Annotated in this window: 25 protein-coding genes; 7 read left to right on the forward strand and 18 right to left on the reverse strand. The window is 43.6% G+C overall.

Annotated elements, in window-relative coordinates:
• Nucleotides 1-7 precede the first annotated feature (7 nt).
• Nucleotides 8-859: an NmrA family NAD(P)-binding protein gene (locus LEP1GSC058_RS17120; RefSeq protein WP_016550532.1), complete on the reverse strand. Its 852-nt coding sequence runs from the start codon at nt 857-859 to the stop codon at nt 8-10.
• 130 nt (nt 860-989) lie between these two features.
• On the opposite strand from LEP1GSC058_RS17120, the gene LEP1GSC058_RS17125 reads away from it, so the two are divergent.
• Nucleotides 990-1,901 carry an AraC family transcriptional regulator gene (locus LEP1GSC058_RS17125; RefSeq protein WP_016549362.1) on the forward strand — a complete coding sequence of 304 codons (912 nt, stop codon included), beginning with the start codon at nt 990-992 and terminating at the stop codon, nt 1,899-1,901.
• 36 nt (nt 1,902-1,937) lie between these two features.
• Here LEP1GSC058_RS17125 and LEP1GSC058_RS17130 read toward each other — a convergent pair whose 3' ends face one another.
• Together LEP1GSC058_RS17130 and LEP1GSC058_RS17135 are read right to left on the reverse strand one after the other, a co-directional pair.
• Nucleotides 1,938-2,699, reverse strand: a complete 762-nt coding sequence (locus tag LEP1GSC058_RS17130; protein WP_016549851.1) for an ABC transporter permease — start codon at nt 2,697-2,699, stop codon at nt 1,938-1,940.
• Nucleotides 2,696-3,628 carry an ABC transporter ATP-binding protein gene (locus LEP1GSC058_RS17135; protein ID WP_016549517.1) on the reverse strand — a complete coding sequence of 311 codons (933 nt, stop codon included), beginning with the start codon at nt 3,626-3,628 and terminating at the stop codon, nt 2,696-2,698. Before LEP1GSC058_RS17135 ends, LEP1GSC058_RS17130 begins: the two co-directional genes overlap by 4 nt.
• Before the next feature lie 1,211 nt (nt 3,629-4,839).
• Here LEP1GSC058_RS17135 and LEP1GSC058_RS17140 point away from each other — a divergent pair.
• The gene (locus tag LEP1GSC058_RS17140; protein ID WP_039948758.1) at nt 4,840-6,288 is read left to right on the forward strand and encodes a RecQ family ATP-dependent DNA helicase; all 1,449 of its coding nucleotides are present in this window, start codon (nt 4,840-4,842) and stop codon (nt 6,286-6,288) included.
• Between the two features lie 344 nt (nt 6,289-6,632).
• Here LEP1GSC058_RS17140 and LEP1GSC058_RS17145 read toward each other — a convergent pair whose 3' ends face one another.
• The gene (locus tag LEP1GSC058_RS17145; RefSeq protein ID WP_016550775.1) at nt 6,633-6,950 is read right to left on the reverse strand and encodes an ArsR/SmtB family transcription factor; all 318 of its coding nucleotides are present in this window, start codon (nt 6,948-6,950) and stop codon (nt 6,633-6,635) included.
• A gap of 115 nt (nt 6,951-7,065) precedes the next feature.
• Here LEP1GSC058_RS17145 and LEP1GSC058_RS17150 point away from each other — a divergent pair, with 115 nt between their 5' ends.
• Together LEP1GSC058_RS17150 and LEP1GSC058_RS17155 are read left to right on the forward strand one after the other, a co-directional pair.
• The gene (locus LEP1GSC058_RS17150) at nt 7,066-8,253 is read left to right on the forward strand and encodes an MFS transporter (protein WP_016549758.1); all 1,188 of its coding nucleotides are present in this window, start codon (nt 7,066-7,068) and stop codon (nt 8,251-8,253) included.
• A 51-nt stretch (nt 8,254-8,304) separates the two neighbouring features.
• The gene (locus LEP1GSC058_RS17155; RefSeq protein WP_016550995.1) at nt 8,305-9,672 is read left to right on the forward strand and encodes a hypothetical protein; all 1,368 of its coding nucleotides are present in this window, start codon (nt 8,305-8,307) and stop codon (nt 9,670-9,672) included.
• Between the two features lie 73 nt (nt 9,673-9,745).
• On the opposite strand, the gene LEP1GSC058_RS17160 is transcribed toward LEP1GSC058_RS17155, so the two are convergent.
• The 4 genes from LEP1GSC058_RS17160 to LEP1GSC058_RS17175 form a co-directional block, all read right to left on the reverse strand.
• Complete coding sequence (locus LEP1GSC058_RS17160; protein WP_016550016.1) at nt 9,746-10,420, reverse strand: methionine ABC transporter permease; 675 nt, start codon at nt 10,418-10,420, stop codon at nt 9,746-9,748.
• Complete coding sequence (locus LEP1GSC058_RS17165; protein WP_016550680.1) at nt 10,417-11,463, reverse strand: methionine ABC transporter ATP-binding protein; 1,047 nt, start codon at nt 11,461-11,463, stop codon at nt 10,417-10,419. The genes LEP1GSC058_RS17160 and LEP1GSC058_RS17165 overlap by 4 nt, the downstream gene beginning before the upstream one ends.
• Nucleotides 11,442-12,269, reverse strand: coding sequence for a MetQ/NlpA family ABC transporter substrate-binding protein (locus LEP1GSC058_RS17170; protein ID WP_039948762.1), 828 nt, complete (start codon nt 12,267-12,269; stop codon nt 11,442-11,444). Before LEP1GSC058_RS17170 ends, LEP1GSC058_RS17165 begins: the two co-directional genes overlap by 22 nt.
• 290 nt (nt 12,270-12,559) lie before the next feature.
• Nucleotides 12,560-13,426: an alpha/beta fold hydrolase gene (locus tag LEP1GSC058_RS17175; protein WP_016550966.1), complete on the reverse strand. Its 867-nt coding sequence runs from the start codon at nt 13,424-13,426 to the stop codon at nt 12,560-12,562.
• A 71-nt stretch (nt 13,427-13,497) separates the two neighbouring features.
• On the opposite strand from LEP1GSC058_RS17175, the gene LEP1GSC058_RS17180 reads away from it, so the two are divergent.
• The gene (locus LEP1GSC058_RS17180) at nt 13,498-14,160 is read left to right on the forward strand and encodes a hypothetical protein (RefSeq protein WP_051133812.1); all 663 of its coding nucleotides are present in this window, start codon (nt 13,498-13,500) and stop codon (nt 14,158-14,160) included.
• Here LEP1GSC058_RS17180 and LEP1GSC058_RS17185 read toward each other — a convergent pair.
• The 10 genes from LEP1GSC058_RS17185 to LEP1GSC058_RS17230 all read right to left on the reverse strand — a co-directional run bounded on the left by LEP1GSC058_RS17185 (nt 14,131) and on the right by LEP1GSC058_RS17230 (nt 24,296).
• Nucleotides 14,131-15,456, reverse strand: coding sequence for an adenylate/guanylate cyclase domain-containing protein (locus LEP1GSC058_RS17185; protein ID WP_039948499.1), 1,326 nt, complete (start codon nt 15,454-15,456; stop codon nt 14,131-14,133). The two genes, LEP1GSC058_RS17180 and LEP1GSC058_RS17185, sit on opposite strands and share 30 nt — an antisense overlap.
• Nucleotides 15,457-15,545: 89 nt before the next feature.
• Nucleotides 15,546-16,622 (reverse strand): ATP-grasp domain-containing protein, encoded by a 1,077-nt coding sequence (locus LEP1GSC058_RS17190; RefSeq protein WP_016549634.1) that lies wholly within the window; start codon nt 16,620-16,622, stop codon nt 15,546-15,548.
• 7 nt (nt 16,623-16,629) lie between these two features.
• Entirely contained in the window at nt 16,630-17,175 is a 546-nt protein-coding gene (locus LEP1GSC058_RS17195; protein ID WP_016549841.1) for a hypothetical protein, read from the reverse strand.
• A gap of 107 nt (nt 17,176-17,282) precedes the next feature.
• Nucleotides 17,283-18,050 carry a phosphate ABC transporter ATP-binding protein PstB gene (gene pstB, locus LEP1GSC058_RS17200; RefSeq protein WP_016549484.1) on the reverse strand — a complete coding sequence of 256 codons (768 nt, stop codon included), beginning with the start codon at nt 18,048-18,050 and terminating at the stop codon, nt 17,283-17,285.
• Nucleotides 18,051-18,093: 43 nt separating this feature from the next.
• A complete protein-coding gene (gene pstA, locus LEP1GSC058_RS17205) occupies nt 18,094-19,038 on the reverse strand; it encodes a phosphate ABC transporter permease PstA (RefSeq protein ID WP_016551038.1) in 945 nt (314 codons plus the stop codon).
• Between the two features lie 37 nt (nt 19,039-19,075).
• Nucleotides 19,076-20,149: a phosphate ABC transporter permease subunit PstC gene (gene pstC, locus LEP1GSC058_RS17210; protein WP_016550656.1), complete on the reverse strand. Its 1,074-nt coding sequence runs from the start codon at nt 20,147-20,149 to the stop codon at nt 19,076-19,078.
• A 19-nt stretch (nt 20,150-20,168) separates the two neighbouring features.
• Nucleotides 20,169-21,005, reverse strand: a complete 837-nt coding sequence (locus LEP1GSC058_RS17215; protein ID WP_016549845.1) for a phosphate ABC transporter substrate-binding protein — start codon at nt 21,003-21,005, stop codon at nt 20,169-20,171.
• A 279-nt stretch (nt 21,006-21,284) separates the two neighbouring features.
• On the reverse strand, nt 21,285-21,740 hold the full coding sequence (locus tag LEP1GSC058_RS17220; protein ID WP_016549597.1) for an LA_3150 family lipoprotein: 456 nt from the start codon (nt 21,738-21,740) through the stop codon (nt 21,285-21,287).
• A gap of 18 nt (nt 21,741-21,758) precedes the next feature.
• Nucleotides 21,759-23,471: a hypothetical protein gene (locus LEP1GSC058_RS17225; protein ID WP_016550576.1), complete on the reverse strand. Its 1,713-nt coding sequence runs from the start codon at nt 23,469-23,471 to the stop codon at nt 21,759-21,761.
• Nucleotides 23,472-23,903: 432 nt separating this feature from the next.
• Nucleotides 23,904-24,296, reverse strand: a complete 393-nt coding sequence (locus tag LEP1GSC058_RS17230) for a hypothetical protein (RefSeq protein WP_016550036.1) — start codon at nt 24,294-24,296, stop codon at nt 23,904-23,906.
• Between the two features lie 498 nt (nt 24,297-24,794).
• Here LEP1GSC058_RS17230 and LEP1GSC058_RS17235 point away from each other — a divergent pair, with 498 nt between their 5' ends.
• Both LEP1GSC058_RS17235 and LEP1GSC058_RS17240 read left to right on the forward strand, forming a co-directional pair.
• On the forward strand, nt 24,795-25,154 hold the full coding sequence (locus LEP1GSC058_RS17235; RefSeq protein WP_016549810.1) for a sulfite exporter TauE/SafE family protein: 360 nt from the start codon (nt 24,795-24,797) through the stop codon (nt 25,152-25,154).
• Nucleotides 25,155-25,214: 60 nt separating this feature from the next.
• The gene (locus LEP1GSC058_RS17240) at nt 25,215-25,598 is read left to right on the forward strand and encodes a DUF302 domain-containing protein (RefSeq protein WP_016550986.1); all 384 of its coding nucleotides are present in this window, start codon (nt 25,215-25,217) and stop codon (nt 25,596-25,598) included.
• The last annotated feature ends 60 nt before the right edge of the window (nt 25,599-25,658 follow it).

The raw sequence follows: 25,658 nt of genomic DNA on the forward strand, positions 1-25,658 counted from the left end.
ATTGAATCTAGTTCAACCAAGCTGCCCTGTTGTCCGAAGCATACTTATCGAATCGGATCGGTTCTTTTCCGGTCAGTTCCTTAACGCTCGTCAATACGGGAGAAGAATAACCTTCTTTGAGCGCTCCGGCGATATAGACCATAAAATTGGCGTAATCTTCCGGAAGACCCGCCTGTAATAGTCCTTTCTTAAAGTCTTCCGGAGTGATATCCACGTAACTTACGGCCAATCCTGTCACGCTTGAAATTTTCTCCGCTACTTCCCGGTGCGTCAATGCTTCGGGACCCGTGAGTGCGATTCCTTTTCCATTAAACGAATCGTTTAAAAGAACGGATACAGCTGCGGATGAAATATCCCTCGCATCGATAAAGCTGGTTTTTGCTTCGCCTCCGGGAAAATAGATTTTCTTATCCTTCAGAATTCCCGAAATCCAAAAGGTGTGGAAATTCTGCATAAACCAATTCGGTCTTAAAATCGTGAAGGGTAGTCCGGAATTTTCAAACGCGATTTCCAGTTTTCTGAAAGGAGCTTCCGGCGGCGCCTGATCCACGCCCATTGCTGACATTAGTACAACTTTATCTAGTTTTCTTAATTTAGCTTTCTCCAACCACGGATTCAAAATAGCATATTGATCCGTATATCCCGGCGGAGAAAGAAAAAATGCCCGATCTACCTTCTCTAAAACCTCTAGACCCTTATTCGGCTGGAGGGCATCGGCAAAAACCCAATGCAGATTCTGTTTTTTGTCCCCTTTTTCCGGCTTGCGGGTCCCGGCATATACCTCGTGTCCTAACGCTAAAAGTAAATCTACAATAAAGCCTGAAACAAGGCCGGTCCCGCCATATACGAAAATTTTCATAAATTCTTCACTCCTATTTATTTAGAAATATACTCCGATTCTCGATTTTTGGCTATGTCCTTGAATCTAAAAGACATATCCAATCGTATAAATGAATAGACTTTTAGATATTTTCCCGAATACTATAAAAATGGACTTACTTTCTGAAATATTGACCGGTGCGGGATGGAGAGCGGATCTTCTGGCTAGAACCTCCATGTATAAAGCATGGGGATTAAAGTTCCCTTGCGACAAGAGCGGTGGATTTCATATGCTTTCGCAAGGTTCCTGCTACGTACGATTTAAAGGTAAGTCCATACGTATGGATAAGGGAGATATTCTGTTCATTGCGAAAGGTTTTGATCATGATCTTGTATCGTCTCCTGATCAACAAGCCATGAACCTCCTGCGATTCAAGGAAGTTGCGGAGAAAGAAACGAAGTCGAATAAGATTCCTTTAACGACTTTTGTTTCCGTTAGGTATGAGGTGCCTGATTTTCCTCAACATCCATTTTTCTTCGAGCTTCCCGACCATATATTGGTGCGGTCGGGAGAAATTTCCTCCCATCATCCGCTGCAGACGACCCTGGTTTTAATTTCTCAGGAAATCGATTCCGGCATAGGATCGGATTTGATTTTGCAAAGATTGACCGATATTCTTTTATACTACGTTATTCGGCATTGGTTGGAAATTCACCCGTCGTCTTCTCCGGGCTGGAGAACCGTTTTTAAGGATGAAAAAATTTTATCCGTGCTGGAAGCCTTGCACAAAAAAGTGTCTTACGGCTGGACTTTGGAGAAACTTTCCCGAGTCGTCGGTATTTCGCGAGCTTCGTTGGCGAATCGATTTCGAGAGGCGCTCGGTTGCACTCCTATGGATTATCTCGCGAGACTGAGGATCGAAAAAGGGAAGACCCTTCTCCGGGAGCAAAATACGACTTTGGAAGAAGTAGCTCGAACTGTCGGCTACTCTTCCGCATTTGCTTTTTCCAAAGCGTATAAACGGATCCACGGATCCTCGCCCAGATTCGGCGAAGGATCCCGTATGAAAGTGGGCGCTTAGTAGTGTTTTCCTTTGGGAAGAATGTGTAAAAGTTTATTATTTCTTAATGTGATAGCCGGTTCTGAAAATCCAAGTCACTACGGCCAAACAGCTAGTCAGGAATACTAAAATCATGGCCAAGCTCACTTCAACACTTACGTCAGAAATCTCAAAAAAACTCCAACGAAAACCGCTGACTAAATAGAGTACCGGATTAAAGAGCGTGATAGATTGCCAAAATGGAGGAAGCATATTCGCGGAATAAAAGCTTCCCCCCAAGAACACCAACGGGGTAATGATGAGCATGGGAATGACTTGCAGTTTTTCGAAGTTATCCGCCCAAATTCCTATGATAAAACCGAATAAGCTGAATGATATGCAGGTTAAGATTAGGAAGAATGCCATTAGAAACGGATGCACGATTCTTATGGGAACGAACATCGATGCGGTAGCTAACATTATGACGCCCAGGATAACGGATTTAGTAGCAGCCGCTCCGACGAAACCGATTACGGCTTCCAGGCTGGAGACGGGAGCGGATAAGATTTCATAAATCGTTCCGGTAAATTTGGGGAAGTAGATTCCGAAGGAGGCGTTGGAAATACTTTCCGTCAAAAGCGTAAGCATGACGAGACCGGGAACGATAAAGGATCCGTATGCTACTCCGTTTACTTCTTGGATTCTGGATCCGATGGCGGAGCCGAACACGACGAAATATAACGAAGTGGAAATAACGGGAGACGCGATACTTTGCATCAGAGTTCTTCTGGTCCGGGACATTTCGAGAGCATAAATCGCTTTGATTGCGTGAAAATTCATTTGGACTCCTTTACTAATTTAACGAAGATCTCTTCTAAAGAACTCTGGGTCGTATTTAAATCTCGGAAACCGATACCGGCGTTGCGCAGATCGTCCAAGAAAGAGGTGATTCCGTTTTGCTTTCCGTTACTATCGTAAGTATAGACCAGTTGTAAGCCATTATTAGTGATTTCTAATTCGTGACCGTTGAGAGAGTTAGGAATAGAATTCAAAGATGATATTAGGTCGATGATGATCTGTTTCTTTCCGAGTTTATGCATCAACTCGCTTTTTTCTTCAACGAGAATCAATTCTCCGTTATTTATAATTCCTACCCGATCGGCAATCTCTTCCGCTTCTTCTATATAATGCGTCGTTAGAATGATAGTCACTCCGCTATCGCGCAACGATCGTACGATATTCCACATATCTTTCCTTAATTCCACATCGACGCCGGCAGTGGGTTCGTCTAAGAACAATACTGAAGGTTCGTGGGAAAGCGCCTTGGCGATTAATACTCGTCGTTTCATACCTCCGGAAAGAGTAATGATGGTTTGGTCTTTCTTTTCCCATAACGATAAGGATTTTAATACTTTTTCCACATAAGCGGGGTTTGGCGGTTTCCCAAACAGGCCGCGACTAAAGCTGACGGTCGCCCAGACGGTTTCGAATGCGTGAACAGTCAGTTCCTGGGGGACAAGTCCGATAAGAGAGCGGGTTTGTCGATAATTGCGAATGATATCATGCCCTGCGACTGTAACTGAGCCAGAGCTAGGATTTACAATCCCGCAGATGATGGAGATTAACGTAGTTTTACCGGCTCCATTCGGTCCCAATAAGGCTATAATTTCCCCATCGCGAATTTCCAAGCTTACATTCTTTAGAGCTTGAAACCCGGAGGCGTATGTTTTAGAAAGATTTTTGATCGAGACGACGGGTTTTATTTGCATTCACTCGTTTCCTTTCGGTGTTTCATCGGCGGCTTTTTAGTCGAGGTTCCGATTTGAGAATATTACGTATCTGGCAATAACGTTTTCTTCTCTTATCATTGGAGTCAAGAACTCATCCTTGAAAATATTCGATTCCTTTTCTTTGGACAGGTCTCGGTTTTTTCCTTATTAGGAAAAAACTCAATCTTGGAAAATTCTTCTCGAAGATTGAGGATGTTAAGCGAACCGGTGCGGGCCAGTTTCTTTTTTTCTTTTTCCAATTTTCACAGTAACTAATTATTAGGAATTTTATCTGTTATAGTAAAAATTTTGTACTATTTTTATAAAAAAAGTTTTATTTATTATAATAAATATAATATAACAGATAAAAATATCTCATCAACAGAGCTTTCGGTATCTAACAAAGCCGAGGGATTCTTTTGAAATTTTTTGCCTGGAGCTTATTATTATGAAACGAAATAGTTTAATTCTTTTGATCCTCGCGCTCTCGTTGGGATTTTTCTCCCTTGGCTAGTCAGGAAAAAAAAGGGAGTGAGCTGATTCTAGTCGGTTACGGAGTTGCAAAGCCGGTTTTTGCCAAAATCATTCCTGCGTTTAAGACTTATTGGAAGGAAAAAACGGGGGAAGAAATTACGATTAAGAATCTTACGGTCCATCCGGCGCCCAGACTAAAGCGATCCTCGGTGGATGAGAGGCGGATATCCTATCGACGAACGTGCAAGTATACGTGGTGGAAAAAGACTTTGTCCATAAGGATTGGGGCTAAAAAACTTCCAAATCATTCATCGCCAGTTTCTTCGGTGATCGTTCTTGCCGTTAGGGAAGGGAATCCTAAGAAGATTTTAAGTTGGAGCGATGTTTCCAAGAATTCTGTCGAGGTCGTGGATTCTTTGGTTGATCTCCTTCCGGCAGTCATTGCGGGAATCGCTTGGAATATGAAGGGCGAGGAACTTCTTCAAAAAGGAATTTTCCGTCAGGATCTTCCCGGAGAAGGCCTTTTTGTAGCGATCGAGAGAGTAACGGAAAAGGAACTCCCGCTAGACATATCGGAACGCTTCGTAATCTCAAAACGGACTCATCCTAAGGTATCGGCAACATATATTACAGCTAGACAGATCGATGATTTTAAGGTTTGGACGAGTCCTATTTTCAGCGAACGGAGAATCGACCAAAGGCTTGTCGAATCCGGGCTTCGAGATATTGTAACTGTAATGCCCTCTATTTCAGCATTGAAGCAATTGTTCGGAATTTCCGAATTCCGTTCTACGCAGGAGAAAATTATACGGGATATCGTATCCGGCAGGCATTGTCTTGTAGTGATGCCCACAGGAATGGGGAAATCGATCTGCTATCAAATGCCCGCCTTGATCTTGGATGGATTAGCGATCGTAATATCTCCTCTGATCGCTCTTATGCAAGATCAAACCGGAAAATTAAAACAGCTCGGGATCGAAGCCGAATTCATCAACTCTTCCTTATCCAAGTCGGAGAGAATTCAGCGTTATGAAAACATAAAGAAAGGGTTATACAAGATTCTTTATGTTTCTCCTGAACGGTTTCGAAAGCCCGAATTTATCAATTCGTTACAAACAAGAAAAATTTCACTGTTAGCGATCGACGAGGCGCATTGTATCAGTCAGTGGGGGCATGATTTCCGTCCCGATTATACCAAGATCTCCGAATTCCGAGACGTATTACATAATCCTGTTACGATTGCTCTTACCGCGACCGCGACTCGGGAAATACAGTCGGATATTATTCGGCAGATCGGATTATCCGAATCCGAAATTCGAATTTATAACGAAGGAATATGCAGGCCGAATTTGTTTTTGGACGTCAAAACTTTCTTCGATGAACCTTCAAAAAGCGAAGCGATCCTAGATTTATTAAAAGAGAAAAGCGGAAACACCATCGTTTACTTTAACCTTATCAAGAATTTAGAAAAATTCGCCGAGAAGTTGGATCTAAAAAAAATCCCTTATAAATTTTATCACGGACAGTTGCCGCCCGATCAACGGCGAAAGATTCAGAACCAATTTTTAAAATCGGAGGACAGTCTTCTTTTGGCTACGAATGCTTTCGGGATGGGGGTGGATAAACCGAACATTCGAACGATCGTTCACGCGGAACTTCCGTCCTCGTTAGAGGCCTATTATCAAGAGATCGGTAGGGCAGGGCGCGACGGTAATCCGTCCGATTGCCATCTTTTTTACAATCAAGATGATTTGGCCGTGTTGATGGATTTTATAGAATGGCAGAATCCGGATGAATCCTTTATCCTTAGAACCTTCCAAATCTTGCGTCAGCTTGGGGATCGACTTTCCTCCATTAGTTATGAAGAATTACAGGCAAAAGTAGTGCATAAAAATCGAGGCGATCACAGATTGCAGACCGTCTTAAATTTATTGGAACGACACGGTGTAACCTCCGGAGAATTGGAAAGAAATTCGCTGCGAATAGAACGGGAATTGCCAGTGGAACTTCTTTCAAAGGAATTGAGAGAGGAAAGGAAGAAGGCAAGTCTCACACGTCTTTACCAAATGCTTCAATATTTAAAATCGGAAAAATGCAGAAGGGAATTCGTTTATGAATACTTCGGCGCGAATCTTCCGAATTGCAATAATTGCGATATTTGCAAAAATAAGGGCCATGATTTTTAGATCGAATTTGTGAAAAGAGCGATCGCGACTCTAAGTTCGGTAGACGGATGCAAATAATGTCGTTAAATATTCCGTATCGGCTGTCACAAACAGTCTTCACCTGCGTCTTTCTGATTGAGACATTCGGATCGAATGATACAGGATTACTAGAAGAATAGGTGGAGATAAAGGAAGAAATCGTACGCCGATTCAGGTTTTATTTTCTACAATTTGGAATCCGGAGTGTTATGTGAGGATGTTTAGTGCGTTGAATTTTTGTCCAAAATCGAGACTAACTGCAAAGGTTCTCTATACCGGCGATCGGTGTTCTTAGATTCTATAAGTTCGCGTTCCGAAAAACTTTTTTAGTCTTTCTCAGAGCGTGTACTGTTAAGTATGACCTCTAACAATCCTGGAAATTTTTGTTCCAATTCTTGTTCGCGCAAGGATAGGAACTTTTGAGTCCCTTCTACGCGGGTCTTGGTAATTCCAGCTTCTCGGAGTTTTCCTATATGATAGGAGAGATTCGTTTTGGGGGCATATTCCAAAAAAGTAGAACAGTTTGCTTCCTTTAACTCGGAGAGCCTTAAAAGAATCTTTCTGCGTATAGGATCACTAACCGCTTCAAAAATTGCGGAAAGTTCGATCTGATCCAAGGCTGGATGTGAAAACGGCTTTGACATGGGTTATCTCTAGTATTCTGGACAGTTCTAAAATTCAAGAACTATTGAACTAATGGTTGACAAAAATTTTGATTGTCCAATAGTTCAAATATTATTGAACTATTGGAGATCCAGGATGCCTGCCTTTTTGTCATCTTTAGCCTTGGGCGCATTTACGATAGGAACCGAAGGATTCATGATCGCGGGAATCTTACCGCTAATGGCTTCTGATCTATCCGTGTCGGTTGCAAAAGCGGGCTACCTAGTTACGGCCTTTTCTCTCACCTACGCCTTCGGTTCTCCGATCCTCGCAATGATAACCGGAAACTTAAATAGAAAGACCATACTCTCTTTGGGATTAATCGCTTTTACTCTTTCCAATCTCCTCTCGGCGTACGCGGATAGTTTTATTAGTTTGCTGTTGATCCGTATCTTTTTGGGACTTTCCGCAGGCTTGTTCATGCCAAACGCGAGCGCCTACGCGGCTAATGCAGTCGAGCCTGAACGGAGAGGCAGAGCGTTATCATTCGTTTATAGCGGCATGACCGTCGCTCTGGTGGTTGGAGTTCCTCTTGGAACTTTTCTAGGTAGCGAATTCGGTTGGAGGTCCACCTTTCTGGGGGTTGCCGCTCTTGCGAGCTTAAGCTTACTGGGTGTGCTATTCTTTCTGCCTGAGCAGTCTCCTTCTCGACCAATTCTTTTAAAGGAGCGTCTATCCTTTTTACGGCAAACTCGGTTTCTGAATATTCTTCTCTTAACGATTTTCGGATTAGGCGGAGCATTTACCGTTTATACGTATCTTGCCGAGTATCTGCAACGTACGATCGGACTTCCCGCGAGCGGGATCGGTTTCGTACTGATGATGTTCGGCTTCGCATCAGCTTTAGGAAATCAAATCGGCGGATATTCTTCCGATAAGGGAGGAGCGAAGAATGTCGCATTAACTGCCTCTTTAGTTCTCTTTTTTGCTTTTTTAAGTTTATCTTATATGGAGCTGATCGATTCGCTTCAACTCAGGACCGCGGTTATTTTACTCCTAATCGTTTTTTGGGGTTTGGCCGGTTGGGCATTCACGCCCGCGCAGCAATCCAGGCTGGTATCTCTGCAACCAGAATCGTCTTCCGTATTACTGTCATTGAACGCATCGGCGATTTACATCGGAATTTCGTTGGGATCATTAGTAGGTTCGACTGTCGTCGCACACTCGTCGGTCGGGAACCTCGGGATAGCGGGCGCTGCGTTCGAGTTATCGGGTTTGATTCTTCTGATTATCACGTCCGGTAGGCCCTTATTCAGAAAACGATCATTAATCGGGAACACGTAATACCGTAGAATATTAAATAATTGGATTATTATTTTGGAGGCTTCGAATTCTATGAAGATAGATGGTAAAAATTTCTCATTCAAATCGTTGGCATTATTTTTAATAATGGTAACGCAGTCGATCTCGGCGGATGAAATCGTCCTGAAGTCCGGTAAAAAAATATCGGATCTAAAATTCGAAAAAGAAGGGAGCGATTACTATATATTTAGTTTAGCAGACGGGATTCCGATTCGAATCCCTAAGTCGGATATAGTTAGTCATATCAAATCGGAAACGATTGAACAGCCGACAAGCGTCACGAGCACCGTGAAAGTTATGGAAATTCCCGGATCGGAAAAAAAGCGGGACTTCGACTTAACGTGGAGTCAGTCGGTGACAAACGACGTTTTCATAAACGGGAATAGCTTGTATGGAAACGCGTACGCTAGACGGGGGGATCTTAAATACTCCAGCATGCCCAAGTCTCTTATATTGGATACGGCGGTCAATATTCCCACGAATTTAGAAGGACTGCATCTTACGATTCGAGAGTATTCGCCGCTGAACGGAAGGTCCAATCGGGATGTTGACGGGGGATTTCAAGCAGCTCCGTATGCTCCGGACGTGAACTTAAATCAAGCTTTGCAGAATCCCGGGGTATATAAACAAAGAAAGGAGCTAAACGGATTAAGGGACTCGTTGGCTACCATTCTTATGTATAAATGGAAAACAAATCGTCTTGGGGACTTTAATGCGGGAATGATTTATTATGCGAATAATCAGCCTACTTTCGCATTAGGATTATTTACGGTAGGTTGGAATCTTCCCTTTCTGACGTATCTAAATCCTTCCTATTTCTTTAATATTCGATTCACTTCCGAAAGAATAGGCGGAGCTTCGGTAGGCGGGCAGAACGATACGGACTCCGGTTATCCCACGAATGCGTTCAATGGAACAACCTTTCATCGGTTTTCCGTGCATCATGAATACGAGATAACGAAAGAATTTAAGGTTCAGCCCGGGATCGACGCAGGATATCAGTATTATAACGACAATATCGATAAAAGGTCAGGGTTCAAAAATATAGATTTTAAACTCTTGGTAAAATATGCTTCTTTCTTCGCTTCTTTGACCGACGTTTATAGGCCGAACACTTATATGATAGATAATAACTATTATTATCCGAATATCGTAGGCGGGCAAAGCGTCGGCGTTGTTCCGGGTGCAAGTACGGTCTTGCCTTTACCGGCAAATACGAACGACGGTTTGACGGTCGATCCGTCCAAGAGTTACGGTACAGCGAATGAGTTCGTACTAAGTTCGATCGCAAATTCGAATTTGGATCCGAACATAAAACAAGCGTTAGTAAATCATCATTTGGCGCAAAAAATACCGCTTCACAGCGTCATCTGGGCTTTCGGATACTCAATTCGAATTTAGTGATGATCCAAGAATGATATCCCTCGCGTTAAGTTATCGCAAAGGATATCATTCATTCGGCTCGCCAAGATGTCTATGTTCTCACCCGTTTGTCGCTCTTCTTGCGCAACTTATCGCCAGCCCATTGAAAGAGCTGAACGATTACGATTAAAACAGCAACCGTAGAAAACATAATGTCGTCTTCATAACGATAATACCCGAATCGAATCGCCAAATCTCCTATTCCTCCGCCCCCGACGATGCCTGCCATTGCCGAATAACCGAGTAAACTGATCGTCGTCACCGTGATTCCGGAAAGGATTCCGGGCAATGCTTCCGGAAAAAGGACTTCGCGAATGATTAAAATCAGATGGGCACCCGTCGATACTGCGGCTTCTAAAACTCCGTCAGGAATCTCTCGCAGAGAGGATTCGACAAGTCTGGCAAGGAACGGAATAGCCGCAACCGAGAGAGGGACGGAGGCTGCGACCGGGCCGATTGTAGTTCCTGTAATGGTTAACGTTATCGGAAGCAAGGCGACCAATAGTATAACGAAAGGTATCGATCGGACAAGATTGGCAAGCGTGCCTAATATTCCGTTCAACATTTTATTTCTTAAGAAGATTCCTTTATCGGTTAAAAAAATCAGAAACCCGAGCGGGATTCCGAGAATCAATGCCGCAGTCAGCGAAATCCCAAGCATCAGAAACGTTTGTCCGAATGCCTGATAGAGGTCCGGCAATAGTTCGTACCATTTTGCTAAGTTCACTTAGAGATTTCCTCCACGATTGCTCCGTACCGGATAAAAGCTGATCGAATCGTTTCAGTGATTCGTTCATCCGGATCAGTTTCTAAATAGAAAATCCCGATAGGTTGACCCGAAATATATTCCACGTTGCTGTGCAGAATATTCGGGACGATATTCGTCGCTTGAATTACCCTTCCTAAAATCGGCTGAGTCGCAACTTCGTTTTTCAAGACGATACGTAAAATTCTCCCCGTAGTTCTGGCGAGAGTTTCTGCAGGAATAGACTGCGATAATACGCTACCGGTAAGTCTTCTCGTAGCTTGATTTAAGGGATCGGCAAAAAGGGAATAACAGGAACCGCTTTCCACGACCCTTCCTTGTTCCATAACTGCAACAGTATCGCAAACGTCGCGCACTACATCCATTTCATGAGTGACTAAGAGGATGGTCACCCCTAGAGTTTTGTTGATCTCCTTTAATAGGCTTAGAATGGATCTAGTTGTTTCAGGATCGAGGGCCGACGTCGGCTCGTCGCAGAGTAGGAGATGCGGACGATTTGCAAGGGCTCTTGCAATCCCGACTCTCTGCTTCTGGCCTCCGCTTAGCTGCGCGGGGTATGAATTTTTTTTATCGTGAATGCCAACCAAGGACAAAAGTTCGAAGACCCGATCATTGATATTGCTCTGTTTCCAACCTGCCGCTTTGAGAGGTAAAGCTATATTATCGAATACCCGTCTATTGGAAAAAAGCTGGAATTGTTGGAATACCATCCCGACGTTTCTTCGATGCTCTCGAAGTAAGGCGCCTTTTAATCGTGTGATATTTTTGTCTTCGAATAGTATTCGGCCGGAATCAGGCGTTTCCAAAAGGTTCGCAAAGCGAAGCAAGGTGCTTTTACCCGCTCCGGTTTGCCCTATAATTCCAAAGATCTCTCCTTTTCGAACGGAAAGAGTTACATCGTTTACGGCGTGATTATTCGCTTTTAAAAACGATTTTGATACATTCTGAAATTCTAATATCGTTTTTCCGTTCTTTGACCCGTCTATTTTTTCTGTCCGAACCATTCTGGTTTTTGGAATCCCTTAAAATCTTTATCTATGACTGCGGCGAATTCGGAGGATTTTATCGCCTCTACGATATCTTTTGCAAAAACGGAATCTTTCTCACTGTCCCGTACTACGATAATGTTTTTGTGCTCCTCCGCTAAAGTCTCCAAGATGACCGCCTTTGTCAGATCTAATCCGGATGCGATTGCGAAATTTCCGTTGATAGCGGCAAAATCCGCGCTTTCCAGCGAGCGAGGAAGCTGAGCGGCTTCCAAGGGCAAAAATTTGATCCGTTTTTTATTTTCCGCTATATCCTTTAGAGAAGCCTTCGCAGGGTTCGCTTCCGGGTTTACTTTAATGAAGCCGAGTTCTTGGAAAAGCTTTAACGCCCTAAGTTGGTTTGTCGGATCGTTAGGAAGAGCAATAGAGCCGTCGTCTTTTAAGTCCTTGGGGTGTTTCGTCTTTCCGGCGAAGACGGACATTGGTGCAGTCGGAACGTTGATAATGGCCGCCAACTTTAACCCTTTATCGGCGGAGAACTTTTTCAAATACGGAACGTGTTGAAAAAGATTTGCGTCGATATCCCCGCTTGCCAACGCTAAATTTGGTTGAATGTAATCGCTAAATTGGACGATTTCGAAACGATATCCTTTCTTTTCCAGAATCGGAAAAACAGCCTTCTTAAGTAGATCACCGTACGGACCCGGGCAGATTCCGATTTTTAAATTTTTTCTATCCCCCGGCAGGTTTGGCGCCTCACCTTTTTTACATCCGAATAAAAATGCGAAGGCGATAATCGATGCGATTATTATTTTTTTGCTCATAATAAAATCTCCAAAATACATTTTCTTTTTCTCATTCGTTTAAGCGATAAAGTATTACATAGTTTCACTGTGCTTCAATTTTTCGGAAAGGAAATTTCAATCCGGATAGTGTTTCCATATTCGTAAGAAACGTAAATACAAAACCCGAAAGTATAAGCCGAAATTCCCGACGGAGTCGTCTTCGGATTCGTTCCAATGGAGTATCTTGTTGATCGACGCGCTTGCTTCTCGCGCTTCATTTTCAGAGAAGGGAAGGAATCGGCTATAACCGAAATTTTCGACTTATCCTTTCATTCTCGGGCAATATCTAATAGGATTCGTTTAATAAGCGGAAAACTGTTCCACGGTAGAAAATGATCCCCATTCGGTAAGAGAATTTCCTCCTTAACCGAACCCTTGGGAAATAGGCGTCGAACGAATTCCGTATTTTCGGGATCCACTAACGTATCCTTTCCTCCTTGCACGATATAGGTTGCGGATCGGATCATTTTCCAATCCGATTCAATATCCTTCAACTGCCTTTTCATCGGGATCATTTCTTCATTACTTACGATCAAAGAGGATGGAAGCAGCAAGCGCGCTATTTTCGTGTCCGCGATCCGATTGTACCATTTTAATTCCTCTTTCTCCGGATCTAGGGCCGCAGCCAATAAAACTAAATGAGTGATTTTACTTTCTTTCAGCGCCGCAATTCTGGCCGCGACGGGGCCCCCGTAGGAATGTCCGACCAGCACATATTTTTTTTTCGGAGGAGGAAGCCGGAGTAAAGATAAGGAATCTATAATTCGTTTAGCCTGAAGATTAATATCAGGCAATGGATCTCCGGATCGTCCAAATCCGGGGCGATCTATGCTGATCATACAATATCTTTGAAGCAATTCCGAATCTTTTAAATAGCTCCAATAGTGGATCCAATTTCCAGGAGAACCATGCACAAAGACTATAATATCTCGGGGAGAATTATAGTCGCACCCGACTACTACCGAATGGATCGTATCCAGGCTTTGATCGGATGAGGCGATATCCCGATACGGAATCCCGGATTTGGAAAAATCTTCGAAGGCTTCCTCTTCGGTCATTCTCCATTCCTTAAAGGATGTACAGCTTTCTAACGAAAAAAGAATCAAAACTAGAGTAAAGGATCTATAAAGCTTCATAAAAAAATTCGAAATTTGCTTAACTTTTTGCGAAAAGGATCGTTCTTATAGAAAGGAACTGGGAGGATCGTATGGACCTGTCGAAACTTCCTAAAGGTTCTTGGAAAGGAACCTTCGAGAGCCACGTTTTGTTGCTCGAAAATTTTTTGAGCCCTTTGTCTTCGAAGCCGGGCGGTGAGATTTGTGTGTATCTCGCAGGTCTCGTCGCTAGAAGATTGGATGACGTTTATTCTCAAGCTTGTCTCTCCTTCATTTTGGATGATCCTGCCGAAATCGACGGTATCGTCCGTTCCCATCAACCGTATATCGGTCAAAATGCGCCTATCGTAACGATTTCCAAAATCAACGCCGAGTTTCTCTCATTTTCCTTAGCAACGAGAGATACAAACGCGTGGAGAAGCTTGGAGATTCTTGCGCCCAAAAAACTATTCTCTCTAGCATCCGTATTTTCCTACCGCAGCGGAAATATGGCTTTAGGAAATATCTACGGATTTTTTTCCTCCGAGTTGGACCTCCTCTTGCAGATTCTCGGTTCTTATCTTCGTTACATCGAGGATAATCCGGATCGATTTCCGCCTCAATCAATCTCCCCAAACGTGGAGGAACGTTTTGCAAATCAAATCAACGAGCGAAACGAGTACAAAGAAAAAAACCCAGGTTACGAAGAGGAGATCCCCTACGATGCAAAGGTCGATTCTTCCTCCTTACTCGGAGGATGGGATCACTTCAACTGATCTTGTTTTTTCTTTCGCTTCCAAAGCGGAATAGAGACGCCAGAAAGCATGGCTCGGAGTATCCTTGGTTCCCTGGTCCAAAAGATCCGCTTTGATTCCCTTGACTAAATACATTTCTATTTCCCCTTTGTTTTTCGCTTTTACCAATCCTCTTGATTCGCAATCGAAGAAATCTTTCACTCGATCATACGTCTCTTTCGAAATATTAACTTCCCCCGGTACTCCAGAACTTTCCATTCGACTTGCTATATTAACCGTATCGCCCCAAATATCATACGCGAACTTTTCCGTACCGATCACCCCCGCAACTACGCTTCCGGTGTGAATTCCCAAGCGCAATGACCAGCTCGGCAATCCCTCCCTATCCTTTTCTATTTTCTGCTGTCTCATAAACTCCTGAAATTCGAGTCCGCAAAGTACCGCGTCGACTGCATGAGTAAAATTCGGAACCGGCAAACCGCCGGCAGCCATATAGGCATCGCCGATCGTTTTAATTTTTTCTAAACCGTAACGCTTGGAGATTCGATCGAAATATTTGAAGAACGAATCCAGCTCGCCTAAGAGTTCTTCCGGAGTCATAGTCTCCGCGATTTGCGTAAATCCGGCCATATCCGTAAAAAGTACGGATGCGTTTTCATAACGCACCGGAAGGACTTTATCGTTTCTCTTCAATTCGTCCGCGATCGCCTCAGGAAGAATATTTAGAAGCAAATTGTCCGACTTGGCCCGCTCCACGTTCAGATTTCGCGCCAAAATGAATATTAATATTCCTGTAAGTATTTGGACGAAAAGATAATTTCCCGCTAGGTCGGAGTATTTGATCCCCCTAGTTTCCGCCGCCACTATGAAATTAGGATGAACGTATTCTATTCCGTACAAAGCCATCGTGAACAATGCATAGAGTCCATAGACTAAGAATACATTATGATCCCTGAGCAGAATCGTCGCGATTACTAAAGCCGGTATAAAATAATAGTGATTTCCGCCTTGAGAACCGCCGTTCAGAAACCAAACGGACGAAAGGTAAATTAGAATCGTGAGATTAAACGGCCAATACAATGCATAATAAATACTCTTCACTCGCGAAAGATAATACATTAGAAGCAAGGCCGCTCCGGATATTAAATTTAAGAATAATATGCGAAGATAATATTCGTTTTCCGGAAGAAAAATCGAGCCTAATATATTGAGTGCTCCGTTGATCAGGGCGACGGAGTTGAACAATCTATGTTCGAGGGAATTTTTTTTAGGGTCTCCGACGAGGAAGAAAATTAAGTTTAAGAACCTATGTTTCAAAGTTTTAGCCTCCGGATCCGATCGAGAAAAAGATTCTTATATTCGCATTAAGACAAATCGAAGAAAGCAATTTTTTATTCCTTCCTTTCTTAATTAGAAAGGTCGGGAACTTTTCTATCTCCTTTATAGAATTCCCATAATGCTCGTAAAATAGGAAATAGCCCGGCTTTCTTTCCTTTGGATTCTCTTCCGATTTTGAAGAGAAGTTGCCATTGTTTGAATAGGATCGCGTATCTCTCTCTGAAGGAAAATCGTGGATCGTATAAATTGGTCGATTCTGAAGTTATTCCGTTCAGCTCGATGATTTTGAATCCTTTTCCGGATTTTAATTCTTCCACCGAAGAAAAGCGAATATCGTATCTTCCGAAGTAAAAGTCTTCGAACGGTCGAGTCGCTTCCTCTATCGACCTTTCCAATTCAGGGGTAATCCAATCCTTTCCGTCAAGGAATAAGGCTCCTTGGCAATGATTGCCGGCCTCGGCGAGTTGAAAAATATTTCCATTTGGTAAGACTCGGTTCCAGAATTGAGGGAATCTTTCTTTGAAAACTTTTATCTGGATGCGAAATCTAGGATGCATTTGTACTAGTTCTTCCAGCGTCGAGCGGCCGTCGCCCGTGACTCGGGGAAAAGCTTTTCTAGTGATGGAAAAAATCTTTCCCGCGGGTTCGGTAGGGAAGCGGTAATAAAATATACCGGCTTCGTACGGACCCGGATGAAATTCCTGAACGAGTAACGGAACGTTGGATTCGGACAGGATGAAGTTTAGGTCCTCGATTCTCCTTGCAAGTCTAACCCCTTGACCTCTTTGGCCTGCGTTCGGTTTTATGACGATCGGAAAATTCAAGCCGATCAGTTTCATTTGTGCGAGAATGTTTTCCGAAGTGCGGAAGGGAATATCGATGAGAAAGTTTTTTAAAACGTAATTTTGATCGAGCCGATTCAGAATTTCGAACTTTGATTCGCCTACTAACCCGCCTAACGGTATCCCGGGATTGGCTGCCGCGATTGTTCCGAAGCCCAAAGAGGATAGGGAACCCAATCGAATCGAGCGGAAACTCAAAAAAGCGATCCAAGGAATTAAGGGAAGATACAGTTTCCAAGTCGGCCAAAATTCCATCGGGTCCGAAAGCTTTAATAGTTCCTCATCGCAAGGATCCGAATTCATCCGAATTTTATATAACTGGATCCCAGCCCGAAAGAATCTGTGTGGATCTTTCGAATTGTATCGTGGAAAATGCGAAGCCGAAACTATCGGGAACATCCTTCCTGCCTAAATATTCCAAAGCGATTCTTATCATCGCATCGTGATGAATCGTATGCTCTTGCACGTATAAAAGCTCGCGTTCCCAAAAAGATTCCGTTCTACCTTCTTCTCCCGAGTAAGGGTCCGCAGTGTAGGAGAGCCTCATCGGTCCGGACCAAGTCGAAACGCATAAGATGGACGCTAATTCGACTAACCTTGCCGACGCGGCAATCGGTGATTTTTCGTATAAAAGATTTCGCTCTCGACGATCATACGAAACGATTTCCGTTTCCCGCCCTTTTAAGAGAGCCTCGACAAACTCTAGAGAGTGTCTGACATGTTTTCCCACTGAGGAGCCGGAAAGAACCGGTAAAGCGAGAGCATACTGGTCGGTCGAAACTTTCGCGACGACGTCGGCAAGCTGCAGAAGAACTGAGGAAAGAGATTCTACTAGATTTGGAGATTTTACACGCATCACAACAAGCTTCGTTCCGGTCTTTTTATAGGTTACATCACCCGGCTTGAAAAGCTATTTTTGGGATCGGTTTTAGTCTCAAAAATGATAAATATTGAAAATACCGGCTAACCGAATTTACCGGAGATATAATCTTCGGTCTCCTTTTTAGACGGGTCATTGAAGATTTTTTTGGTGGTATCGAACTCGAGCAATTTTCCCATATAGAAGAGGCCGGTATAATCGCTAATACGAGCCGCTTGTTGCATGTTATGCGTAACGATTACGATCGTATAGGAGTCCTTAAATTCATTGATAAACTCCTCCACCTTTTTCGTCGAAATAGGATCCAAAGCGGAACAAGGTTCATCCATTAAAATAACCTCGGGATTCATCGCGATCGCTCTTGCTATGCAAAGTCGCTGCTGTTGCCCTCCGGAAAGTCCCAAGGCACTGTCGTCTAGACGATCTTTAACTTCCTTCCAAAGCGCGGCTTTGCGAAGACTTTCCTCCACGATCTGATCCATTTCGCTCTTTGGAAGTTTGAAATTCAGCTTCAGGCCGAACGCAATGTTCTCATAAATTGATTTGGGAAACGGAAATGATTTCTGGAACACCATACCGACACGTTTTCTTAATTCGACTACGTTCATTAACGGATCATAGACGTTTATCCCGTCGATCTCGAGTTTTCCTTCGGTTTGAGTTCCGTCGATGACGTCGTTCATTCGGTTGATGGATCTGAGGAACGTGGATTTTCCGCATCCCGACGGACCGATAAAAGCCGTGACTTTTTTTACGTGAATGTCCAAGGAGATATCGTGCAGAGCTTGGCTTTCCCCGTAGAAAAAGTTGAAGTGGCGGGATTTGATTTTTACCTTATGGCTGTCTTTCACCTGCGAATTTCTCCTCGCATAATTCTTTTGTTAAGCGAATTTACTATGTATTTGCTTTGTGTTTCCCTTTGCGAATACGATAGCGAAAATACGTTGCAAAGAAACTCATTCCGAACGTGAGCATTAAAAGGACTAAAGTCGTCGCATATTGTTTCGGAAGAGCTTTATCCACATCGGGCGATTGAGTCGCCAATACGAATAAATGATATCCTAACTGCATAAACTGGTCGGTTAATTTGGTGGGAAGATCGGGAAGCGAATATACGACTCCGACGAAGAGAATCGGTGCGACTTCTCCCGCCCCGCGTCCTATCGCAAGAATTGCCCCCGTTAAAATACCGGTAAGCGAATTCGGAAGCACTAACTTCCAAATCGTTTGCCATTTCGTTGCGCCCAACGCGAGGCTTGCTTCCCGCATTTCCCTGGGAATGCTTCGCATCGTTTCTTCTACCGATATAATCACGACGGGTAGGGTTAAGACGGCCAAGGTTGCGGCGGCCCAGATGATAGCCGGCTTGCCCCAAACCGGAGAAGGATTTCCTGCGATCGAATCGACACCCTTCCCGACAAATTGAATGAAGAAACCGACTCCGAATAACCCGAATACGATAGAGGGAACTCCAGCTAAGGTATTGATTGCGAAGCGGACCATTGAAGTGAACCAGGAATTTCGCGCGGTGTACTCCGCCAAAAATATTCCGGTCGTCGTACCGATCGGAATACTAAATAATATCATAATAAAAACAAGATATACGGTTCCGTAAATCGCGGGGAATATTCCGCCTTCGAGGTTATTATTTTTAGGAACGGCGCTTAAGAATTCCCAGGAAACGTTCAAGATTCCGCGAAATACGAAATTTCCGAGCATGATAAGTATTATGGAGACTATCAATACGGTAGCCAGCATCGGAATGCCTTCGGCAATTATAGTTCCGATTCTATCTTTGAGTCGTCTTTTGCGGTTTAAGCGGACTTTCTTCCATTTCAATGGGATAACCGTCAGTCAGTATATGGATTTAGAATCATTAGGAACCTTGGAATTTTCTCATGAGTCGTTTCTTAACGTAAAGTTCAGTAACTGCATTCAATGAAAAAGTAAATAGGAATAGGAGAACACCGAGTAAAAACAAAATATTGTAATGGTTCGATCCCCAGATGACTTCCCCCATTTCTGCGCCGATGGTGGCAGCGAACGTCCGCGTCGGATCGAACAATCCGAAAGACATTAAAGGAGCGTTTCCGGTCGCCATCAAGGCTATCATTGTTTCGCCGAAAGCTCGACCGATTCCGAGTAAAATCGCGGCAAATACTCCCGGTAAAGCGGCAGGTAACATCACTCTATATGCGGTTTGCCATTCCGTAGCGCCTAGAGCCAAGGAGGCCTGTCTATACGACTGAGGAACCGTATTTAACGCATCTTCGGCCACCGTGAAAATGATCGGAGTTACGGCTATTGCTAAGCCGATTCCGCCGGTAATTGCGTTTAATCGAAAATCCAAATCAAAGACTTCTTTTACTACCGTCGCGACATCCATAAGGCAAAAGAATCCGATTACGACTGACGGAAAACTTGCGAGCAGTTCTATTGTCGGTTTGATAACTTCACGAATTCTTCCCGGTAAGAAGAAAGTTACATTCAATGCTGCTAAAATTGCGAGAGGAGCGCCGATCAAGATTGCGATAAACGTAGTTTTTGCCGTTCCAACGATTAACGGTAAAATTCCGAACTTAGGAATCGTAGAGATAGGCTGCCAGATAGAGCTCGTTAGATTTTCCCAAAGGGAAGGCTCCGTTTCAGTTTGGGACGATTCTTTGGCTTCCAACTTCGGTCCAAGTTGAGTTTGAGATGCACCGTCCGGATTGTATTCACTCGGAGCGGCCGAGCCGTAGCTGGCGGGTGCATTACTTTCCGTCGAGACGTTTGACGGCGATTTTGAGAAGAATAGAGAAGAGGCCTCTCTAAATATGAAAAGGAAAATAAGCAGAATGAGCAAAATCGAAGTGCCGGCGACGATCTTAACCGTCGCCTCGGCGATACTATCCACTCTTCTTTTTTTAGGATAAAATAGATATCTTAGAAGAGACTCGAATTTGCCCATTAAACTCTTTTGCCGCCCTTTACTTTTTCTTTAAAGGAAAATAGCCTACGTCATGGACGACTTTTTGGCCTTCTTTCCCGATTACCCAATCGACGAACTTTTTAGTGTCGTCTTTCGGGACTTCTCTTAGGTAAAAGTATAGGTATCTGGAGATAGGGTATTTGTTCGAGAGAATATTTGCCTCGGTCGGAAGTTCGGGCTTACTTTTTTCATCGATGGAAACGGCGATATCCTTTACGTCGGAAGCATAAGCCGCTCCGCCATAACCGATTCCCCATTTATCCTTACCGACTGCGTTGACTAAGGCGGCGGTTCCGACCATGTGCTGGGATGCAGGATCGAAATCCTTTTTCTCCAAAACATGCTCTTTGAAATACTCGTAAGTTCCGGAATTATTTTCACGGCTGTATAGAATGATCTTATGATCTTCTCCGCCTACATCTTTCCAGTTCTTGACTTTACCGGTGAAAATGTCCCTGATTTGTCCGAGAGTTAACTTTGAAATAGAATTATGTTTGTTCACATAAACGGAAAGTCCATCGACGGCAACCTTGATTTCGACCCCGTTCGAATTGTATTTTTCCTTTAACTGTTGAATCTCTTGCGGTTTTAGAGGTCTGGATGAGGAGCATATATCGGTTGTTCCGTTGATTAAAGCTGCGATTCCGGTTCCGGATCCGCCGCCAGTGACTTGAAATTGTACTTTTTTATCAGGATATGCTTCCGCCCATTTTTGGACCAGGATGACCATGGTATCGGAACCTTTGATAGTGATTGTTTTTTTATCTTGTGCGACTACGGAGCTGGTAATTAGCGCGGTAGTAAGCAAAAGGACTTTTAGGGTTATATTTTTCATCTAAAAAGAGCTCTCCTCGTGATTTGTAACCTTATTCGAGTATTATTACAAACTGATTTCCGCGGAATTAAGATGAGATTACGCATTCTTCCCGGTCATCAGGATCTCGATTTCTCCCGGCTAAATGTGATTGATTTGTCATTCAACCGGAAGAATCCACGGTTAGATGGATCGAGACGAATAAGAACGTCCGGGGACTTCCCGAACTTAAAAAGAAACGAACAACTCTAAACGGAATTGAATAGAGTTGTTAGCGAACCGGCCGATCTGTGATCGACTTTAAAAGCCTGCCGCTTTCCATTGCGCCGATTTGCAGGCGGAATAGTTCGGATCACAGTAATACGCTTTAAATGCGAAACTTGATCCGATTGCGGGAACTCCGCCGCCGGTGAAACCTAAATTGGTCGTCCCGGAGGCGCAGGTGCTTGAACTCGTGTTCTGTTTATGGAAGTCGTTATTTGCGGCAGTTCCACCCAATGCTATATTGAAGTAAGCAGTAGGAGAAATCGCCGGTCCACTTACCCCGGTCGGACCGCCTACAGTGAACGAGTCATAGCATTTTCCGGTGAAGGAGATTCCGTCGGTCGTATCGAAAATAACGATCGAATTCTTTCCGTCCGCAGTTTGAGCTCCCGCTAACGCCAATAATAGGGAGCTTGTATCTTCTTGATGGCTATGGCAGTTTATGGAGAAGGATGTTGCCAGAGCGAATACCGCTAATTTAAGAAATTTCATACGTATGTACCTTTCCATTTATTCTAAACGTGTGTCCAGATAGTCGGGTGAAGTGACTCCAGTCCAAAAGGTTCCTTGGAGTTGGAAATAAACTGTCTGGTTGTTGATTGCCGTTGCGTTTCCGTTGTTCGGATTTACGCCTAGCTCAAGCACAGGGAGTTGATAGAAGAGCTGAGCTTTGAAGAGGTGCTTGTCTCCGAAGAAATCTAAGCCCACCCAGTAGTACTTTCTATAATCGCTCGGATCCATATGACCGTTTCTATTGAAATCGCCTTGCATATAGTCGTAACGGAATACCGGCATCAGCCAAAACTTATCCGTGATCGCGATATTATACCCCACGGTTTGTTGCCAGCCGATCATATTATTGGAGGCTCCACCCGAGAATCTTGTATAAGCTCCGCTTAGGTAGATCCCTTTCCAAGTGAATGTATAGTCGAAAGTATTTCCGACGAGGTCTAGTCTACAGCGTCCTGGCGTCGTTTGGTTATTCTGAACGTTAAAGTTTCCGTTCGTGCCGCAATCGGGAGTGCTTTGAGTGGTTAACATGGTGACGTTTCCGTAACCTCTTGGAACCGCACCGTCAACTGCAAGAGTCGAACCGGGAGAACTGCTGAATGCCGCATTTCTAGTTTGCATACGAGCCGCACCGATGGAGAGTTTCGCTTCTCTTTGAAATATTTCCTCTCCTTCTTGCCAGCCGACATTCGCGCCGTTCGGTTTGATAAGTCCGCCGAAGACATTCCACTGAACGCGGCCGTAATAGGTAGGCGAAGTAATCAGCGGTTGGTTTCCGTCGAAAGTATAAGTAAGGTCTTGACGACGTCCGTTTCCGAAGTCACCGCCGGCACCTTTACCGTTACCGACCATCAGGTTTACCGTAAGATGTTTTTCATACTTGCCGTCGAAAATATCCTTCAATGGAGAAAGTTGAATTCCTACACCATCGTCGAACTGCGGATATGCTTGGGTGGTGTAAGAACGTTCCAGAGCGATGAAGTTTGCCGAAGACATTAGATATTCTCGCTGGAATTGAGTAGGTATCTGGCCTAGGCTAACTCGAGCTCCCATAAAAGGAAGATTAAAGAAAACTGCAGCTTCCTGAATGAACCCGCGAGAATCTTTTAAGGAAACGGAAGTGACCTGACCGGCCGCATTCGTCGAACTATTTAACTGGGGGTTATTCAACATGTTTTCACCCCGAATGTTTAGAATAGCTCCCCACCAAGAAGCGCCTTGGTATTGGAAGCCGACTCGGAGTCGACGGAAGTTCCAATCCACTGAACCGAAATCCGAATGTCCATTGCTGAAGTTTGAACCTTCCTGTGCGGAAACGCCCCGAAATTGAATACGACCCGTAATGGTCAGCTTTTCTTTTTGAGGCTCTGCCGGACGACTCGTTAGGTGGTTCGGGTAGGGATTGAATTTAGGATCGTGTTTATTGATTCCTTTATTCAATTTACTCGGAACTCGGCCGGGAGCCGGTTTGGTATACAATTGCCCTTCGGAATCTTCATAGATCATAAATTCTTCAGCGGGCTTTTCTTTCTGTTCTTGTGCAGCGGGTTGCGCCGGTGCAGGTTGAACAGTCGGTTGCGGTTGAGTCTTTTCCGAAGTTCCTTGGGCAAAACTTGCGGAAACGCAAATCATATAAATTCCCAGTAGGAGCAAGCGGCAGAGAGAATCCTGAATCGGACGGAGTAAAATTTCTCCGTTTCTTCTTTTTTTCATTTAGAGTTACCGTGTGTTTTTATTTTGAACCCTTTTCTGAGGGTGATTTTAAGTGTCTTAGTCTCGAGTGACAGAATGGCCGGATCTTGTTACGAATCAATTACGCCGAAGTAAGAATTAGGTCACAATTGTCCAAAATTCAGAATTTTGGAGTCCTAAAATTATTTGGAATTCTTAAAACAAGAATAATGGACTAATGCGGGCGAGAATTTGGAGAACTGGTCGGGCGGCATTAACGATCAGATGATATTACGGAAGAATCGATCAACTCGATGATTACAGAATTTTTAATAATAATTCCGAACGTAGTTAAGAAAAAAATGAAGAATGGCTCGTAATCTTTACAGGCGATTTTCGAGAAAGTTAGATATTAGAAAAAGCGGTAGGTCGGTTTTTAGGAATGGAACCCACCGCGGGTAAATTTGGAAAAAATTATTTCTTTTTCTTCATTTCCTTTTGATTGATATGTTCCTTGCAGGCTGGGGTTAGTTTAGTCTCGTTCTCCCTTAAGCATTCATGCATTTTGCCGTGTTTGTGTTCGGCATCCTTACAATATTTTTCTTTGTCTTCGTAACAGGGACTTTCCTTATGCCTCTGTTCTTTGTCGGCTAAATGTTCTTTGCAGGCTGCGGTAAGTTTTGCTTCGTTTGCCTTTAGGCATTCATGCATTTTTCCATGTTCGTGATCGATGCCTTTACAGTATTTCTGCCGATCGTCATAGCACGGGCTGCCTTTCATATCCATATCGTGTTTTCCCTTCATTTTGCCCTGGGCATACAAGGAGGTAAAGAGGCCGATCATCGTTATCAGTAATAATCGTTTCATAGTGAATTTCCTTTCTTTGAGTTCATTCGGTGTCGATCAGTCGGTTCGTCCAAAAAACTATTCTAATCGGAAACTCCGGCTTCAGATGTGGGAGATTCATCACAGTTTTTTTATGACTTTTCGGCTATTTTGTTTTAATCCATAGGTCGAGTCAGTCAACGCCATATTCCCGTTAATCGTATCAGAATATTTTGATATTTGTCAGAAAGGACGGTATCATATGATCACTTATTTCAGTACAAAAGCCTTCGATTGCAAGTCGGCTTTTTCCCGAATATGCCGCATGAGCTTGCTCATAGGCTTTGCATCAGTTCGGAACGTGCGATTCAAATGATATCTTTTTAACCCGGTTTGTTTGACTTGCACTCCGATGGAAGAATGTGATAATTATCGATTATTAGTGACGGAAGACGCGGTTCCCTTTAAGCGAATTTAAGAATTCAATCTTCGGTCTTGATTCCGAGTGCTGAAAAATAACCGGGAAAGGTAAAACACAGAATGAAATTCATTTTAATTTTTATCATAGGATCTATGGCCGGTCTCTTGGGGGGATTGGTAGGTATTGGCGGCGGGATTTTAATCGTTCCGGCTTTGGTTTTCGGCTTGGGCTTCACACAGAAATTAGCGCAAGGAACTACTTTAGCCGCCATGATACCTCCGATCGGAATTGCAGCCGCATACGTGTATTATAAAGCCGGTGATGTAGATACGACGTCAGCATTCTGGATAGCTCTGGGTTTTATAGCGGGCGGGTATTTCGGCGCAAATATAGCCGAAAGTATAAGCTCCCAACTCTTGGAAAGGATTTTCGGAGGTTGTATGATCCTTATCGGAATCTATATGATTTATAGAAGCTGAATGTATGAATTCGGTTGAAGTTTACGGGTCCGTTTTTCATTAAATAAGAAGGAGATTGGAATGAAATATATCATAGAAACCGAGAAGTCCGTTCAAAAGGCGTCTGAAGATCTGCAGGATGCGGTGACAAAGATGAAATATGGCGTTTTACATATTCATAATTTACAGGAAACTATGAGGAAGAAAGGTGTGGAATTGCCGAATGAATGCCGAATATTCGAAATCTGCAATCCCCAGAAAGCCAATGAAGTATTAAGTCACGATATGGAGTTGAATTTGGTGCTTCCTTGTAGGGTTTCGGTCTATTCGGAAAAAGGAAAAACGAAGATCGGAATGATCAAGCCTACGGCTCTTTTGGGATTCTTATCGAACTCCTCGCATCTTGCGGAAGTTGCTAGGCAGGTCGAAACGGATTTGATAAAGATGATCGATTCTTCGAAGTAGGTGATACTTCTTTCATTTTTCCGCTCAAGGAAAGATTCCAAAATTCGCTTAATGATTATT

Source organism: Leptospira fainei serovar Hurstbridge str. BUT 6, from assembly GCF_000306235.2.
Classification (GTDB): domain Bacteria; phylum Spirochaetota; class Leptospiria; order Leptospirales; family Leptospiraceae; genus Leptospira_B; species Leptospira_B fainei.